13 protein-coding genes are annotated in these 17,692 nt (G+C 66.9%); all 13 read right to left on the bottom strand.

Features of this window, described 5'->3' with window-relative positions; translation table 11 throughout:
- Positions 1-449: apolipoprotein A1/A4/E family protein (locus F2P45_RS10285; RefSeq protein WP_223164709.1), on the bottom strand; the 449-nt coding region annotated here is incomplete at its 3' end.
- Positions 412-798 (bottom strand): hypothetical protein, encoded by a 387-nt coding sequence (locus F2P45_RS10290; protein WP_166873823.1) that lies wholly within the window; start codon positions 796-798, stop codon positions 412-414. The genes F2P45_RS10290 and F2P45_RS10285, both read right to left, overlap by 38 nt.
- A 213-nt stretch (positions 799-1,011) precedes the next feature.
- Positions 1,012-1,404, bottom strand: a complete 393-nt coding sequence (locus F2P45_RS10295) for a RidA family protein (protein WP_166873826.1) — start codon at positions 1,402-1,404, stop codon at positions 1,012-1,014.
- 1 nt (position 1,405) lies between these two features.
- The gene (locus F2P45_RS10300) at positions 1,406-2,563 is read right to left on the bottom strand and encodes an acyl-CoA dehydrogenase family protein (RefSeq protein ID WP_166873829.1); all 1,158 of its coding nucleotides are present in this window, start codon (positions 2,561-2,563) and stop codon (positions 1,406-1,408) included.
- Position 2,564: 1 nt separating this feature from the next.
- On the bottom strand, positions 2,565-3,419 hold the full coding sequence (locus F2P45_RS10305; protein WP_166873832.1) for an enoyl-CoA hydratase family protein: 855 nt from the start codon (positions 3,417-3,419) through the stop codon (positions 2,565-2,567).
- Positions 3,420-3,427: 8 nt separating this feature from the next.
- Entirely contained in the window at positions 3,428-3,931 is a 504-nt protein-coding gene (locus tag F2P45_RS10310; RefSeq protein ID WP_166873835.1) for a MarR family winged helix-turn-helix transcriptional regulator, read from the bottom strand.
- The gene (locus tag F2P45_RS10315) at positions 3,931-6,303 is read right to left on the bottom strand and encodes a bifunctional salicylyl-CoA 5-hydroxylase/oxidoreductase (RefSeq protein ID WP_166873838.1); all 2,373 of its coding nucleotides are present in this window, start codon (positions 6,301-6,303) and stop codon (positions 3,931-3,933) included. Before F2P45_RS10315 ends, F2P45_RS10310 begins: the two co-directional genes overlap by 1 nt.
- Before the next feature lie 40 nt (positions 6,304-6,343).
- On the bottom strand, positions 6,344-7,972 hold the full coding sequence (locus F2P45_RS10320) for an AMP-binding protein (RefSeq protein WP_229505013.1): 1,629 nt from the start codon (positions 7,970-7,972) through the stop codon (positions 6,344-6,346).
- A gap of 86 nt (positions 7,973-8,058) precedes the next feature.
- Positions 8,059-8,778, bottom strand: a complete 720-nt coding sequence (locus F2P45_RS10325) for a response regulator (protein WP_166873841.1) — start codon at positions 8,776-8,778, stop codon at positions 8,059-8,061.
- A gap of 137 nt (positions 8,779-8,915) precedes the next feature.
- Complete coding sequence (locus F2P45_RS10330) at positions 8,916-13,814, bottom strand: two-component regulator propeller domain-containing protein (protein WP_370663232.1); 4,899 nt, start codon at positions 13,812-13,814, stop codon at positions 8,916-8,918.
- 32 nt (positions 13,815-13,846) lie between these two features.
- The gene (locus F2P45_RS10335) at positions 13,847-14,569 is read right to left on the bottom strand and encodes a response regulator (RefSeq protein WP_166873843.1); all 723 of its coding nucleotides are present in this window, start codon (positions 14,567-14,569) and stop codon (positions 13,847-13,849) included.
- A 36-nt stretch (positions 14,570-14,605) separates the two neighbouring features.
- Positions 14,606-15,775 (bottom strand): patatin-like phospholipase family protein, encoded by a 1,170-nt coding sequence (locus F2P45_RS10340; protein ID WP_166873846.1) that lies wholly within the window; start codon positions 15,773-15,775, stop codon positions 14,606-14,608.
- 82 nt (positions 15,776-15,857) lie between these two features.
- Positions 15,858-17,633 (bottom strand): gamma-glutamyltransferase, encoded by a 1,776-nt coding sequence (gene ggt / locus F2P45_RS10345; RefSeq protein ID WP_166873849.1) that lies wholly within the window; start codon positions 17,631-17,633, stop codon positions 15,858-15,860.
- Between the last annotated feature and the right edge of the window lie 59 nt (positions 17,634-17,692).

The raw sequence follows: 17,692 nt of genomic DNA on the forward strand, positions 1-17,692 counted from the left end.
CTGATTTCTCCACGCAATTCACTGCCTTGCTCGTTGATCTTTTCGTGCAGCCCGGTGCCCAACGCGCTGATTTCTCCACGCAATTCACTGCCTTGCTCGTTGATTTTTTCGTGCAGCCCGGTGCCCAACGCGCTGATTTCCCCACGCAATTCAGTGCCCAGCCCGTTGATTTTTTCATGCAGCCTGGTGCCCAATGCGCTGGTTTGTCCACGCATTTCGGTGCTCGATGCACCAATTCTCTCAACCAGCTCGGATCGCATTTTTCCCATATCCAGGCGCAACTCGCCCAGGTCGGCCTTGGTCGCCAAAGTCGGCAAGATGGTATCGAAACGCGTTTCCAGCGCGGTGAGGCGGCGTTCGGTGCCGCCATCATGCGGCGGTCCGCCACCGCCCGCACCGGGCGCACGTTTGTTATCGGGCTCCGGCGGCCCGCTTGGTACGGCATTCATGGCCATCGACCTTCCCCGGTTGGTTCGGCACACGCCGCGCCATCAAGTGTAGGCGTGTGCGATTGCCGTCATGACGCTTTTCACAGGCGCTTTGTCGTGAATCAGACAAGGGACGAACAAAGGGAACCAAATCGAAAAACAGGAAGCTCAGCGCTGCGCGGGGCGGCAAAGTGGCAGGTGACCGTTGTAGTTGCTGTTGTAGTTGCTGTGGTAGTTGTTGATGCGCCGCACGCTCATTGGCCAATTGGACGCGCGCTTCGGCAAGCTCATGCGGTTGATCAAGGTACATATCGCCAAAAAGAAATATCCCGATCAATCCGATGACCATGATGGCCGTCAGCCCTTTCATCAGGATCCCCACCGGGTCGAAGCGCGATCGGTCCTGGTCGGCTATGGGCGCCGAAGAGCTGCACTTACATCGTTCAAACGGTGTCGGATGCGGATCCATGCTGCCATATTACGGCGCCCGGCATCCACCCGCAACGGGCGCACGATTGGCATGGGATGCGCGTTCTCCGCGCCTGCCGTTCCCGCACGCGCGGCATGCGTCGCGCCACCAGGCTCAGTCCGGCACGATGGCGGTCACCTCGATTTCCACCCGCGCCCGGTCCTCGATCAAGCCGGCCACCTGCACCGCCGTCATCGCCGGAAAATGCCTGCCGATCACATCGCGATACGCGGCTCCGACCTCCTTGTGCGCGCCCAGATATTCATGCTTGTCGAGCACGTACCACGTCATGCGCACGATATGCTCCGGCCGTGCGCCGGCCTCGGACAGCACATCGACCACATTCTGCAGCGCCTGCCGCACCTGTCCGGCGAAGTCATCCGTGTGGAACACGCCCTGCCCGTCCCAGCCGATCATGCCGCTCACGCACACCGTGCGTCCGCTGGCCGCCACCCCGTTCGAATAGCCGCGCGCGCGCGCCCAGCCCGGCGGTTGTAGAAATTCCATGCTATGCCTTCCCTTCCGGCGCCGGAGCGGCTTCGCGCAGCAGCTCGCGCGCGATGATCAATTGCTGCACCTCGGTGGCGCCCTCGTAAATGCGCAGCGCCCGGATTTCGCGGTACAGCCGCTCCACCGGATGTTCGCTGACCACGCCCATCCCACCAAACATTTGCAGCGCCGCGTCGATGACTTTCTGCGCCGTTTCGGTGGCCGTCATCTTGGCCATCGCCGCTTCCTTGGTGACCTTGCGGCCCTGGTCGCGCTGCCACGCCGCCCGATACGTCAGCAGCGCCGCCGCGTCGATCCCGGTCGCCATCTCGGCCAGCCTGGCCTGCGTGAGCTGGAAGTCGGCCAAGGTCTGCCCGAACATCTTGCGCGTGCTGGCATGCGCGATCGCCTCGTCGAAAGCGCGCCGCGCAAAACCCAGCGCCGCCGCCGCGACCGAGGTGCGAAACACATCAAGCGTGGCCATCGCCACCTTGAAGCCCTGCCCCGCCTCGCCCAGGCGCTGCGACGCCGGCACACGGCAGCCATCGAAACGCAGGCGCGCCAGCGGATGCGGCGCGATCACCTCGATCCGTTCGGCCACGGAGAATCCCGGCGTATCGGCATCGACGATGAACGCGCTGATGCCGCGCGCGCCGGGCGCCTCGCCGGTGCGAGCAAACACCACGTAGAAGTCGGCGATGCCGCCATTTGAAATCCAGGTCTTCTCGCCATCGAGCACATACGCGTCGCCGTCCAGCACGGCCGCACACTGCATCGCCGCCACGTCCGACCCGGCCTGCGGCTCGGACAGCGCAAACGCCGCAATCGCCTCCCCCCGCGCCACGCGCGCCAGGTAGCGATCCTTGTTGGCGGCGCTGCCGAACAGCGAAATGGCGCCCGATCCGAGGCCCTGCATGGCGAATGCAAAGTCGGCCAGGCCATCGTGGCGCGCCAGCGTTTCGCGGATCAGGCAAATGGCGCGCGTGTCGATCGTCCCCACGGCATGATCGAGCCAGCCGCCGTCGCCCAGCTGGCGTACCAGCGTGCGGCAGGCGCCATCGACATCGCGTCCATGCGTCGGCGCCAGAGTGGCGCTGGCCCACGCATCGAGCTTTTGCTCCAGCGCGGCGTGCCTGGCGTCGAAAAAGGGCCAGTCCAGATACGTTTTGTCAGCCATCTCAATCTCCCTCGAACACAGGGCGCTGCTTGGCCACGAAGGCGTGATAGGCGCGGTGAAAGTCGTTGGTCGCCATGCAGATGGCCTGGGCCTGCGCTTCGGCCTCGATGGCTTCGTCCACGCCCATATTCCATTCCTGCTGCAGCATTTTCTTGGTCATGCCATGCGCGAAGGTCGGCCCGGTAGCGAGCGATGCGGCCAGCGCCTGTGCGTCGGCCAGCAGCGTATCTGGTTCGCTGACGCTGTTGAAGAAGCCCCAGCGTTCGGCTTCCACGCCCGACATCGAGCGGCCCGTGTACAGCAGTTCGGCGGCGCGTCCCTGCCCGATCACGCGCGGCAGCAGCGCGCAGGCGCCCATGTCGCAACCGGCCAAACCGACCCGCGTGAACAAAAACGCCGTCTTGCTGCGCGCAGTCCCGAGCCGCATGTCCGACGACAGCGCCAGGATCGCGCCGGCGCCCGCGCAGATGCCATCGACCGCGCTGATCACCGGCTGCGGACAGGCCCGCATCGCCTTCACCAGGTCGCCCGTCATGCGCGTGAATGCCAGCAGGCCCGGCATGTCGAGCTGCGTCAACGGCCCGATGATGTCGTGCACATCGCCGCCCGAACAAAAATTCTCGCCCGCGCCGGTGATCACAACCGCCTTCACATCGTCGGCATAGGCCAGTGCGCGAAACAGGTCGCGCAGTTCGGCGTAGGAGTCGAAGGTGAGCGGATTTTTGCGTTCGGGGCGGTTCAGGGTCAGGGTCGCCACCGCGCCCTCGACCTCGAAACGAAAATGACTGGCCTGGTACGACGCCAGCGCGCTGCGGTTGCCGGGCAGTTGCTGCGCCTGGCCTGGGAGGTAACGCATGGTATTCCTTATTGAAGATGCTGTTTCATTTGCGAGAGCAGCGCGATCAGCTGCCCTTTGTCGTCGGGCGACATATCCTTGAGCAGGTCGGCGATCCACTCCTCGTGCACCACCGCCATTTTGGCAAACGCAATGTGGCCCTCGCGCGTGAGCTTGACGCTGTAGGCGCGCCGGTCCTTCGGGTCGGGCACGCGCACCACCAGCGCCTCCTGCTCCAGCTGGTCGGTGATGCCGGTGATGTTCCCGCCGGTGACCATCATGCGCTTGGACAGTTCGCCCATGCGCAATCCGTCCGGATGGCGCTCCAGCTGCGCCATCAAGTCGAAGCGCGGCAGGGTGATGTCGAAGGTCGTGCGCAGGCGGCTGCGGATTTCGTTCTCGATGCGCACCGTGCACGAGAGCATGCGCAGCCACAGTTTGAGCGACTGGTGATGGTCTTGCGTCAGGCGGCTTGCCAGGTCCAGACCCGCATTGTCCTTCTCCTTGCCGTTGTCTTGATTGATCTCGTCCATCAGCCCTCCAGCAGCTTGGCCGCGACCTGCTGCGGGGTCAGGCCGGCACCTAGGGCGGCCAGCTGGCGTTCGCGTTCCAGGTTACGTTCCAGCTGCTGCTTGGCCGGCCGGTACGGCTTGGGCCACGCGATCGCCGAAAAGCCGATTTTGGCCGTCTCGGCCAGCGTCCACGCCGGGTTGGCCAGGTGCGGCCGCCCCACCGCGCACAAGTCGGCGCGGCCGGCGGCGATGATGCTGTTGGCGTGATCGGCCTCGAAAATCGAGCCGACCGCAATCGTCGGAATCTTCGCCTCGTTGCGCACGCGGTCCGCGAACGGGGTCTGGAACATGCGTCCGTACACCGGCTTTTCGCGCTTGCTGACCTGGCCCGACGAGCAGTCGATCATGTCGGCGCCGGCGTCCTTGAACAGGCGCGCGATGTGCACCGCGTCGTCGGGGGTGATGCCGCCTTCGACCCAGTCGTGCGCCGAAATGCGCACGCTGATCGGCTTGTCCACCGGCCAGGCGGCGCGCATCGCGCGGAACACCCGCAGCGGATAGCGGCAGCGGTTTTCCAGCGTGCCGCCAAAGTCGTCGTCGCGCCGGTTGGTCAGCGGCGAAATGAACGACGACAGCAGGTAGCCGTGCGCGCAGTGCAGCTCCAGCCAGTCGAAACCGGCCTCAAACGCCGCCCGCGTGGCCCGCACAAAATCGGCTTCGATGCGGTCCATGTCCGCCATCGTGGCGGCGCGCGCGGTCTGCGACACGCCCTCCAGGTACTGCTCATCGGAGGCTGCCACCAGCGGCCAGTTGCCGTTTTCCAGCGGCTGATCGATTCCATCCCACATGGCACGGGTCGATCCTTTCGGTCCCGCGTGGCCCAGTTGCAGCGCGATCTTCGCGTCCGAACTGGCATGCACGAAATCGACGATGCGCTTCCACGCCGCCGTGTGCTCCGGCGCGTACATGCCCGGACAGGCCGGGGTAATGCGCGCATCGGCCGACACGCAGGTCATCTCGGCAAACACCAGCCCTGCGCCACCCAGGGCGCGCGCGCCCAGGTGCACCAGGTGATAGTCGCCCGCCACGCCGTCAAGCGCCGAATACTGCGCCATGGGCGAAACCACAATGCGGTTTTTCAGCGTGACGCCGCGCAGCTTGAAGGGCGTGAGCATCGGCAGCACGCGCGCGCCAAGCGGCGCCTCGATGCCCGCCTGCTCGCAGGCGCGGCGCGCGATCCAGGCTTCGAAACCGGCGACGTATTCCGGGTCGCGCAGGCGCAGTTTTTCGTGCGACAGGCGCTGGCTGCGGGTCAGCATCGAGTACGCGAACTGCGGCGCTTCCATGGCGGTGTAGCGCTCCACGTTCTCGAACCATTCCATCGAATTGCGCGCCGCGCTTTGCAGCTTGAGCACCTCGACCGCGCGCACTTCCTGATAGGTGGCCAGCGCCTGCGCCGCGCCGGCGTGCGCGCCGAAGCAGCGCGCCAGTTCGATCGCGTCTTCCAGCGCCAGCTTGGTGCCCGAGCCGATCGAGTAATGCGCCGAGTGGGCGGCGTCGCCCATCAGCACCACAGGTACAGCCCCATTCCAATGCACCCACTGCCCGCACACCACGCGCGGGAAGGTGATCCACATGCTTGACCCGCGCAGGTGCGGCGAATTGGACATCAACGCATGTCCGTCCAGCTGGTCGGCGAACAGGCGTTCGCAGTAGGCAATGCTCTCTTCCTGCGTCATCCGGTCAAGGCCGGCGCGGCGCCACACCTCTTCAGGCGTCTCGACGATGAAGGTCGAGGTATCGCCATCGTACTGATAGATATGCGCCTGGAACCAGCCATGCTCCGTCTCGGTGAAGGCGAAGGTGAACGCATCGAACTTCTTGCGCGTGCCGAGCCACACAAAGCGGCAGCGGCGCGCCTCGATCTCGGGCTGGTAGGTGTCGGCGTAGCGTTTGCGGGTACGGCTGTTCAAGCCGTCCGAGGCGATCACCAGGTCGGCGCCATACTGGGCGGCCAGCGCCTGGTCGTCCTCGACGTCGCTCTCGAACACCAGCCGCACGCCGAGTTCCTCGCAGCGCTGCTGCAAGATGTTGAGCAGGCGCTTGCGCCCGATCCCGCAAAAGCCATGCCCGCCAGAAGTGACTTTTTCGCCCTTGAAGAAGATGTCGATATCGTCCCAGTGATTGAACGACTGCAGGATTGCGCGCGCGGTCAGTTGGTCGGCGTTCACCAGGTTGCCCAGCGTCTGGTCGGAAAACACCACGCCCCAGCCGAAGGTGTCGTACGGGCGGTTGCGCTCGACCACGGTGATCTGGTGGGACGGGTCCTGCTTTTTCATGAGCAGGCTGAAATACAGTCCGGCGGGGCCGCCGCCGATACACACAATATTCATGGGATTCGTCTTGGGTTTAGATAGCGCGCTAGGCGAGGCGCTAGGCGAGGCGCAGCTTGAAGCGCTGCAGTTTGCCGGTTTCGGTACGCGGCAGTTTGTCGATGAACCTGAGCGAACGGGGATATTTGTACGGCGCGATCTGCAGCTTGACGAAATCCTGCAACTGGGTGGCCAGCGCCTCGGTCGGATCGAACCCGGGTTTGAGCACCACATGCGCCTCCACCACCTGGCCGCGTTCTTCGCACGGGCGCCCGACCACGCCGCATTCGGCCACCGCTTCATGGCGCAGCAGCACCTCTTCGACTTCGGCGCCGGCGATGTTGTAGCCGGCCGAGATGATCATGTCGTCGGTGCGCGAGCGGTAGTAAAAATAGCCGTCGGCGTCCATTTCGTAGGCGTCGCCGGTGAGGTTCCAGCCATCGCTCACATACTCCTTCTGGCGCTCGTCGGCCAGGTAGCGGCAGCCGGTCGGGCCTTTCACCGCCAGCCTGCCGATCACGCCCGGCCCCACCTGCTGGCCGTTCGCGTCGAGAATGCAGGCCTGGTAGCCCGGCACCGGTTTGCCGGTCGCGCCGGGCCGGATCGCGTCGCCCGCGGCCGATATGAAGATGTGCAGCAGTTCGGTCGCGCCGATGCCGTCGATCATGCGCAGCCCGGTCGCGCCCTGCCACGCTTCGCGCGTGGCCAGCGGCAGCGCTTCGCCGGCCGACACCGTGCGGGTCAGGCTCGACAAATTGTAGTTGGCGGCCAGCGGCACCATCTGGCGGTAAAAGGTCGGCGCGGTAAAGCACACCGTGGCGCGGTATTTTTCGATGGCCGCCAGGAGCGTGTCGGGCGTCAGCTTTTCGAGCAGCACGCCGGCCGCGCCAACGCGCATCGGAAACAGCAGCAGTCCGCCCAGGCCGAACGTGAACGCCAGCGGCGGCGTGCCGATGAAAATATCGTCTTCGCGCGCTTGCAGCGTATGGCGCGGGAAGCAGTCGCAAATGGCCAGCACGTCGCGGTGAAAATGCATCGTGCCCTTGGGGATGCCGGTGGTGCCCGATGTAAAACTGATCAGGCACACATCGTCGGCGGCGCTGGCGTGCGCGGCGAATGGCACCGGGTGGCGCGCCATCATGGCCTCGACCGAGGCCGGGTTATCGGGATCGTTGAACATCACCACATGGCGCGGCAAGGCGGAGACGGCGTCGATCTCGCCGCGCAGGCTGGCCGCGCACAGCACCGCGTCCACATTGGCCTTGTCGACAATGGCGGTCAGTTCGCGCGCGCGCAGCAGCGGCATGGTGGGCACGGCGATCAGGCCGGCTTTCAACACCGCCAGCAGGCAGGCCGCCATCATCGGGTTGTTCGCCCCGCGCAGCAGCACGCGGTTGCCGGTGACCAGTCCCAGGTCGGCGCGCAGCACGTAGGCGATGCGGTCGACCCGGCGCTGCAGTTCCGCGTAGGTCCAGCTTTCGTGCTCGCCGACGATGGCGATACGCTCCCCCGCCCCGCCTTCGACGGCAGCGTCGAGCAGTTCGGCGGCGCAGTTCAGCTGCGATGGGTAGTGGAGTTCGGGCAGGTCGAATACAAACGCGGGCCATTGGCCCGGCGGCGGCAAATGTTCGCGCGCAAAGCCGTCCTGGTAGGCCGAAGCGCTCAATGGCGATGTATTCGATTGTGTCATGGTCGTCCCGAGAAAATATCCGTCGTTCACCGAGAGATACTTTAGACCTAAACTATCGCAACATCAAGCGCTTTCGCGCATCGGCGTCAGGAAGCTCCGCCGGTGCGTTTGAGTGCTTCGCTCTGGTGCATCGCCGAGCGCACCACTTCGGCCAGCGCCAGCTTGACCTGGGCCGCGTCGAGCGCGCCCGGCGGCAGCGATTTGAGCGTTTCGGCCGCGCCGTTCAGCCCAAGGGTGAGGCAGCCGGCGTGCAGGCGTTCGATGCGCACATGGACCGCGCCGTCGTCGCCGCGTTCGAGCAGGTCGGCGATGTCGGTGCCAGCCAGCGCCACCTGCGACTGCAGTCCACCCAGGTAGACCATCAGGCGTTCGGCCCCGATCCCGAGGCGCAGCAGGGTCGCCTGCGGTTTTTCGGCGCGCGGCGCCACCGCGATCGGATCACGCCCGGTCAGGCCGGCCATGTGCTCGCGCACCTGCTCGCCCTGGAACGGCTTGACGATGTAGCCCGACACGCCAAGGCCGCTGGCCTGGTCGACCGTATCGCGGTCGGTGGCCGACGAGACCAGCACGAACGGCATGGTGCCCAGGGCGCCGTCGGCGCGCACGCGCTGCAGCAGGTCCATGCCCGACAGGCGCGGCATGCGCAGGTCGCAGAAGCAGATCGCCGGGCGCAAGCCGTTCTCAAGCTGGTCCCAGGCGTCGGCGCCGTCTTCCGCTTCGAGGATTTCGAACTTACCGCAGGAGTCGATCAGGTGCATCAGCACCATGCGCGATACGATGTCGTCATCCACCACCAGAACCTTCATTTGGCCACCTCCGTACGCAGCAACGCCGCAAAACATCCTTCTCCAGCCTATCCCAATAGCTTATACGCCAATACTACAGCATATGCATAGCGGGTTAGCTCCTGGCCGGTCAGGCACGGCCGGTCAGGCACGGCCGGTCAGGCATGGTCATATGCGGACAGCAGTTCGCGCAGACGCGGCATGGCCGCGGCGATGGCGTCCCAGCGGCGCGCGTCGGCCGCTTCTTCCATCTCGCCCGACAACTGGTGCAGTTCGGTCGCTTCCAGGTACGACGAGCTGCCCTTGAAACCGTGCAGCAGGCGCCCCGCCGTCTCGGCATCGTGCATCACGATGGCCTCTTCCAGCTCGGCGCGGCGGCCCGGCAGGTCGCTGGCAAAGGCGGCCCGCATGCGCGCCTTCAGGTCGCTGGCGCGGCGCCCGGCGTTGTGCGCGGCCGGTCCCGCCAGCGGCGCCGGACCGGTGTCGACGCCGAACATGGCGTCCAGCTCCGAGGTGCTCGGCGGGCGTTCCACGCGCGGCTGCGGCATCGGCGCCAGACTGATGCCGCGCTGGAGCTGGCGTTCGATGGCGCGGCTCAGGTGATGATGCAGGGCCGCTTCGTCGATCGGCTTGGTCAGGAAATCGTCCATGCCGCAGGCGAGGTAGCGGCTGCGGTCTTCCTCGCTGGCGTTGGCGGTCAGTGCCACGATCATCAGCTCCTGGTCGCGCACCGGCGCTTCCGGCGGGCCGCCGGCGCGGATCAGGCGCGTGGCGGACGCGCCGTCCATCTCGGGCATGCGCCCGTCCATCAGAATCAGGTCGTAGCGGGTGCGCGCGCACGCCGCCACCGCCAGCAGGCCATTGTCGGCGATATCGACCTTGTGCCCCAGGTCTTCGAGCATCATGCGGATGATGATCTGGTTGGTCGGGAAGTCTTCCGCGCACAGCACTTTCAGGCGGTGGCTGTGCGGCTCGCGCGGCACGTGCGGCACCATCGGCGGCGCCACGCCGTCGGCCAGCGGCAGCAGCACGCTGAAGGTGCTGCCCACGCCTTCGGTGCTGTCGACGCTGATCGAGCCGCCCATCAGATCGACCAGCTGGCGGCAGATCGCCAGTCCCAGCCCGGTGCCGCCGTAGCGCCGCGTGGTGGTGCTGTCGGCCTGTTCGAACTTCTGGAACAGCCGCTCCAGCGCGTCCGGCGCGATGCCGATGCCGCTGTCGCTGACCGAAAAACGGATGGTGTTGACGCCCGCGGCGCTGCCGGCGCCCGGCGCCACCCGTTCGACCGCGAGCCGCACCGCGCCGTTGTTGGTGAACTTGAAGGCATTGCCGACCAGGTTGACCAGCACCTGGCGCAGGCGGGTCGGGTCGCCCACCACGAAGCGCGGCAGGTCGTCGGCCAGCGCCACGTTGAAGCCCACGCTCTGCGCGGCGGCCTGCTCCTCGAACAGGCTGACCACGTTTTCGACGGCGGCGGTGAGCGCGAAGTCGATGTTCTCGATGGTGAGTTTACCCGCCTCGATCTTTGAAAAATCGAGCAGGTCGTTGATGATGGTCAGCAGCGACTGGGCGTTGGCCTGCCCGCGCAGGATCTGCTCGCGCGTGCTTTCCTGCAGTTGGCCGTCGCGCAGCGCAAACCCCAGCATGCCGATCACGCCGGCCAGCGGCGTGCGCATTTCGTGGCTCATATTGGCCAGGAATTCCGACTTCTGGCGCGTGGCGTCTTCGGCCTTCTGCTTGGCCAGGCGCAGGCGCTCGTCGTTTTCCTTGAGCGCTTCGTTGGCCTGCGCCAGTTCGACTGTGTTCAGGCGCACCTGGCGTTCCTGCTCGACCAGGCGGGCCTGGGTTTCTTCCAGTTCGCGGTAGGCGCGCGCATTATCGAGCGCCACCGCCGCGTGCGCGGCCAGTGTCTTGAGCATGTCGAGGTGCACGCGGTGATACGCGTTCACTTCCACGCTCTGCACGCACAGCACGCCCATCATGCGTTCCTTGACGATCAAGGGCACGTACATCATCGCCACCGGCAGCGAGCGCGGGCTGCCGTCGACCCGCAGCGGCGGGATCGGCACCGCGCTCTGCTCGGCGTCCAGGTAGCGCACGTATTCGACATCGAGGTTGTTGATGAACACTTCGCGCCGGTGCTTCAGGCACCACACCGCGAACTGGTGCGGGTCGTCCAGCGGGCGCGTATAGAACTGGCTGCGCACGCCCTGGTCCATCGCGAACGGGAATTCGATCACGCCGGCGTCCTCGCGATAAAAGCCGATGCCGAAGATGCGCGCATCCATCAGATGGTGCACGTGGCGGTACACGGTGCTCATGATGGTTTCCATGTCGAGCGTGGCGGTCAGCTCGCGCCCGATTTCCGACAGCACCGAGATGTTCCGGTGCGCCAGCTCCACGTTCTCTTTCTGGCGCTCGACTTCTTCCTTCTGGCGTTCGGCGTCGAAGCGGCGCTGCTCGGCCTCGGCGCGCTGGTTGTCGGCGTCCAGCCGCTGCGCTTCCAGTTCGCGCTTCTGCCGTTCCAGCAGGCGGTTCTGCTGCTCGACTTCGACCGTGCGCGCGCCGACCTGGGTTTCCAGCAGGTCCTTCTGGCGCCGCAGTCCCGACAGGCGCGCGCGGTAGGCCCAGTAGGCGCTGCCCAGCACCAGCAGCACCGACAGGGTGCGGAACCACCAGGTCTTCCACAGCGGCGGCAGGATCGTGATGACCATGCTGGCGCTGTCGTCGCTCCACACGCCATCCTTGTTGGCGGCGCGCACGCGGAAGGTGTAGGTGCCCGGATCGAGGTTGGTGTAGGTGGCGAAGCGGCGCGTCGCGTCGGTGTTGACCCAGTTCTGGTCGAAGCCCTCCAGCCGGTACGAAAACAGGTTGCGCTGCGGCGCGGCGTAATGCAGGGCCGAGAATTCGAGCGAGAACACCGAGTCGGCCGCGCCCAGGGTGACCGCGCGGGTCGACTCGATCGGTCCCTTGAACAGGCCGGGACGCGCCAGTGCGGCCGGCTTGTTGAAGATCTGAAAACCCGTGATGACCGCGCGCGGGGCGATCAGGTTGTCGCTGATGGCCTTGGGATTGAAGGCGGTGACGCCATTGAAACCGCCGAAATACATGGTGCCGTCCGGCGCGCGCAGGGCCGCGCCGTCGAAATAGGCGCCTTCGATTGTGCCGTCGCCGGCGCTGTAGTTGCGGAAAATGCCGGTGAGCGGATCGAAACGCGAGATGCCGGTATTGGTGCTGATCCACAGCTTGCCGTCTTCATCCTCCAGGATGGCGGCAATCGCGTCGTCGGCCAGGCCATCGGCCACCGTGTAGCGGCGGAAGGTGACCGCGCCGCCGGCGCCCGGGCTGATCGTCATCTTGTTCAAGCCGGCCGCCGTGCCGACCCACAGCGCGCCCTTCTTGTCCTGGTGCAGATAGTGCACTTCGTCGTGACTGAGGCTGGCCGGGTTGGCCGGGTCGTGCCGGAAGTGGCGGAATTTTCCGGTGGCGCGGTCGAGCATGTCGAGACCGTCGAAGGTGCCGATCCAGAGCTGGCCGCGGCGGTCTTCGAGCAGCGGGCGCACCACGTTGTCGGCCAGGCTGGAACTGTCGGCCGCGTCGTGGCGGTAGGTGACGACGGCGCGCGTGGCCGGGTCGAGCCGGTGCAGGCCGCCGCGCGAAGCGATCCACATGATGCCGGCGCGGTCGGACAGCATGCCGCGGATATGGTTGCGGTCCGGGTCGCCCTCGGCGAACGACTGGCGCGTGAAATTGCCGCTGGCCGGATCAAACTGCGCCACGCCCGAATGGCTGCCTATCCACAGCATGCCATCCTTGTCGTGCGCCAGCGCGCTGGCCGGAATGCCGGCCAGGCTGTTCGGATTATCCGGGTCGTGCCGGTACAGGCGCGCCTGGCCGCTCTCGGGGTCGAGCCGGTTCAAGCCGCTGTTCGCGCCCAGCCACAGGTCGCCTTCGGGGGCGGCGGCGATCGCGCGCACCTTGTTGTCGGACAGGGTATCGGGAATTTCGGCATGCCGCGCAATGCGCGCGAAGCCGCCGCTGTTCAAGTCGACCCGGCTCACGCCGGCGTACCAGGTGCCGACCCAGAAGGTGCCGACGCGGTCGCGGTACATGGCCGAAATCTGGTTGTCGGCCACACTGTGCTTGTCGCCCGGCAGATGGCGGTAGTTGGCGAAGCGGCGCGTGTCCGGCTGCCAGCGATACAGGCCGTCGGTATGGCTGCCGACCCACAGGTTGCGGTCCTGGTCCTGATACAGGGTGGTGATGTAGCCCGAGCGCAGGCCGTCCGGCGCGCCCAGGCGGCGCCGTTGCGCGGCGGGACTGCCGATCTTCCAGCTTTCCAGCCCACCCAGGCTGCCGATCCACAGGGTCTGGCCGGCGTCGACCAGCAAGGCCTGCACCATATTGTTCTTGTGGTCCAGGCCAGGGGCCGGATGGTGCTCGAAGGCGCGCGCGCCTACCGCCAGGCTGTCCACCCCGGACGAAGTGCCGACCCACACGCGCCCGCCCTTGTCGACCGCCAGCGCGTTGACCTGGTCGTCGGCCAGGCTGCCCTCGTCGCCGGGCACGTGGTGCCAGACCTTGAAGCGGCCGCTGACCATGTCGACATGCTGCAGGCCGTCGCTGGTGCCCACCCACAGGCCCTGGCGGCCGTCGCCGGCGATGGCGCGCACGTGCCGGTTGCCGTTGCCGCGCTTGACCGGTTCGTCCGGCGCGTAATGGATGAAGGTCTGGGTGGCCGGGTCGAAGCGGTCAAGCCCGCCGTCGGTGCCGATCCACAGGCGCCCGCTCTGGTCCACGTGCAGCACGCGCACCCAGTTGTTGACCAGGCTGCGCGGATTGCTGACCACATTGCGGTAGGTGGTGACGCGGTAGCCGTCGAAGCGCGACAGGCCGGCCTGGCTGCCGAACCACATGAAGCCGTCGGCGTCCTGCGCCACCGCCAGCACCGATTCCTGGGCCAGGCCCTGTTCCACGCTCAGGTGCTCGAAACGCAGGGTGCGCGCGGGCGCGGCCTGGCTGCCCGCGAACGGCAGGCAGCACAGCACGAGAAGCACCGCGCACAGCGCGCGCAGGCGGCGGATCGGGTTCAGGCAAGCGCTCCTTCGTCGGGCATGCCGGCGCGCAGGCGGTTCAGCTGGCGCCGCACCGACTCGCTCACTTCGCCGAGCACCATGGCCACGGTGCGCGCGTCGGGCAGGCCGCGGCGCGCGCTATCGAGCTGCGAGGCCACGTGCCACAGGCCCAGCGTCATGCAGCCGGTGTGCACCGAATCGATGCGCAGGCGGGCGTCGGCGCCCTCCCCGGCGTCGAGCAGCGCGACGATGGCGGGCCGTCCGGCCAGCAACTGCTCGCCAAACGCGGCCAGGTAGGCGGCCAGCCGGTCCGGCCCGATGTTCAGGCGGCGCATGGTGGTGGCCGGGTCTTCGGCCAGCTTGTCGAGCGTGATGCGGAAGATTTTCTCCAGGTGCGCGCGCGCTTCGGCCGCGTGCAGCGGTTTGAGGATGTAGCCGACCGCGCCCAGGGTCACCGCCTGCAGCACGGTGTCGCGGTCGGAGGCCGACGACACCAGCACGAACGGCACCTGGGCCAGCGCCGGCTCGGCCTTCATGCGTTCGAGCAGCGCGATGCCCGACATTTTCGGCATGCGCACGTCGCAAAACACGATCACCGGATGCAGGCCCGCTGCCAGCAGGTCCCAGGCGGCGGCGCCGTCTTCGGCTTCGACCAGGTCGAAAATGCCGTACACCGACAGCAGGTCCATCAGCGCTATGCGCGAGACGACGTCGTCGTCGACAATCAGTGCTTTCATGAGGTTCTCCATGGCGGTGGGCTGCATCGACAAGGCTCAGGAGCCAAAAAAGGCCAGTACGTCGGCGCGGCGCGCGTGCGTGTCGCGCTGGCCGAGCTGGATCAGTTCGCAGGTGTAGCTCGATTCGAACAGCAGGTACGAGGCCAGCGCCGAGCCGCGCGCTTCGGTCGCGCCGATCCCCGAGAGCATGGTGCGGATCGGAGCCGGCAGGCTGGCCGTGTGGCGGCTGGCGATCACGTCGAGCCGTTCGGAGGGCGCGATCACCAGCAGTTCCACCGGCTTCAAAGGCATCTTGCTGCGGTACTCCTCCGGCAGCAGCGACAGGGTCAGGTTGATGCGGTTCAGGCGCTCGATGTCGACCGCCAGGCTGTCGAGAAAAATCGAGGACATGGCGTGGCCGGCGATCTGCGCCAGGCTCGGATAGCGCGCCTGGCCGGGCGTGTCGCGGGTCGGCTCGGTCAGGCGCCCGGCGCCCACCACCAGCACCTTCGAGGCCCCCAGGTGGATCGCCGGCGAGATCGGCGCCAGCTGGCGCATCGAGCCGTCGCCGCAAAACTCGCGGTGACTGCCCAGGTACAGCGGCACGGCCGGGAAGATGAAGGGGATCGCCGACGAGGCCAGCAAATGTTCGACCCCGATCTGGTCCTGCAGGGCGATGCGCTGCATGCGCACCCACGGCGCGATGTCGGCGGCGGTCTGGTAAAAGGTGATGTGGTTGCCGGCGGTGTAGGACGAGGCGGTCACCGCCAGCGCATGCAGCAGGCCGTCGGACATGGCCGCGTCCAAGCGCGGCAGGTCCAGCATGCGGTGCAAGAGCCCTACCAGCGGGGTGTTGTCGAGCAGCGAGGCCGGCGGCGCGGCGCGCCATTTGCGCAGCAGCCAGCCGAACGAGAGCAGCGAGAGCCAGCGCGCGCCCGAGCGCAGCACGCCCAGCGAATCGGCCCGGTAGACCTGTTCGACGCGGAAGTTCTCCCACACGTCGAGCAGCTTTTGCACGCCCTCGCCGAAGTTATCGGCGCGGCAGGCCAGGGCCACGGCGTTGATCGCGCCGGCCGAGGTGCCGCAGATGATATCGAAGGGATTGCGCGCAGGGCGCCAGCCGGCCTCCCACAATATTTGCGAGATCGCCTGCAGCACCCCCACCTGATAGGCGGCGCGCGCGCCACCGCCGGTGAGGATCAAGCCCGTTTTTGGTTCCGTTTCCATCCGCCAAGCGTATCAGGGTCTGCCCGCCTTGCGGGAGAAACTTAAGGCCTGTACACTTTTTACAATAGCTTGACTTTCCCTCTCAGTCGCCCTTGGCCACGCCTTCGCGGCGCGGATCGGCCCCGCCGAACCACCACGGCTCGCCGTGGATCAGGATGCGCTGCACGCCATGCAGGCCGGAGGTCATCTCGTAGCTGCGCAGGGTGTGGCCGCGCGCCTTGAGTTCCTCTTGCACGGCCGGGCTGAAACGCCCGGCTTCCAGTTCGGTCGGGCCATTGCGGCTGCCGAAGTTGGGCAGGCTGATGGCCTGCTGCACGTTCAGGCCCCAGTCGAGCGTGCCGACCAGGGTCTTGGCCACGTAGTTGATGATGGCCGGCCCGCCGGGCGAACCGACCGCCAGCACCAGTTTGCCGCTCTGGCGGTCGAACACCACCGTCGGCGACATGGCGCTGCGCGGGCGTTTGCCGGCCTGCACCCGGTTCGCCACCGGGCCGCTGGCATCGGCCGAATCGAAGGAGAAATCGGTGAGCTGGTTGTTGAGGATGAAGCCGCCCACCATCTGGCGCGACCCGAACGCGTCTTCCACCGTGGTCGTCATGGACAGGCCGGCGCCCTTGCCGTCAACCACCACGAAGTGCGAGGTGGACGCGGTTTCGATGGCGTTGTCCAGCCCCCATGCCACTTCCATGCCCGGCGGCGTGCCGGCTTTGGCCGTGCCCATCGACTTGTCGCCGATCAGGGCGGCGCGCTGGCGCAGATAGGTCTTGTCGATCAGGCTCGGAATGCCGCGCCCCGGCAGCGGCACGAAATCGGTGTCGGCCGCGTAGCGGTTACGGTCGGCGTAGGCCAGGCGGCCCGCTTCGGTAAACAGGTGCACCGCTTCAAGCCCCAGCACGCCGTTCACCGGCGCGTAGGCGCGCATGTCCTTCGTTTCGAGCATGCCGAGCATCTGCGCCACGGCGATCCCGCCCGACGATGGCGGCGGCATGCCGCACACCGTGTAGGCGCGGTAGTCGCTGCAGACCGGCACGCGCACCTTGGGCTGGTAGCCGGCGATGTCCGCCGCCGTCAACAGGCCCGGATTGGTCGGATGGCCCGCCACCTTGGCCGCGATGTCCCTGGCGATGCGGCCCTTGTAGAAGGCGTCGGCGCCGCCGGCGGCGATGGCGCGCAGGGTGCTCGCCAGCGCCGGGTTGCGCAGCACATGGCCGATCGGCCAGGGCTTGCCATCCTTGTCATAGAAGTAGGCGGCGGCCACCGGGTCCTTGCGCAGGTGCTGGTCGAACATCAGCATGCCGTTCAGGCGCTGGCTGACCGCGAAACCCTGGTCGGCCATGGCAATGGCCGGCGCGAACAGGGCCTTCCAGGGCAGCTTGCCGTGCTGGCGGTGCGCCATTTCGAGCATGCGCAGCACGCCCGGCGCGCCGACCGAGCGGCCGCCCACCACGCCGGCGCTGCGCGAGACCGGCGTGCCGTCCTTGTTCTGGAACAGGTGCTCGTCGGCGGCGGCGGGCGCGGTTTCGCGGCCATCGAAGGCTTGCACGTTCTTGCCGTCGTAATGCATCAAAAAGGCGCCGCCGCCAATGCCGGACGATTGCGGCTCGACCAGGGTCAGCATCAACTGGGTGGCGATCGCCGCGTCGATCGCGCTGCCGCCCTTGCGCAAAATCTGGTAGCCGGCGTCCACCGCCAGCGGATTGGCGGCGGCGACCATGAATTTCTTGGCGGCCCAGCCGGATTTGTCGGCGTAGCCGGTGTGGATTTCGGGGGCGTCGGCCGGGCGCACGGCGGCATCCTGGGCGAACACGGGGGCGCTGAACACGAGCAGCGCGAAAGGAAGGCACTTCAACCTGAGCATGGATTCTCCAATGAGAAACGCGCGACTCCTGCACTGGAGCCGCGCGTCCGATCCCGCTA

Origin of the sequence: Massilia mucilaginosa, assembly GCF_011682145.1 — a bacterium.
GTDB classification, from domain to species: Bacteria; Pseudomonadota; Gammaproteobacteria; order Burkholderiales; family Burkholderiaceae_D; genus Telluria_A; species Telluria_A mucilaginosa.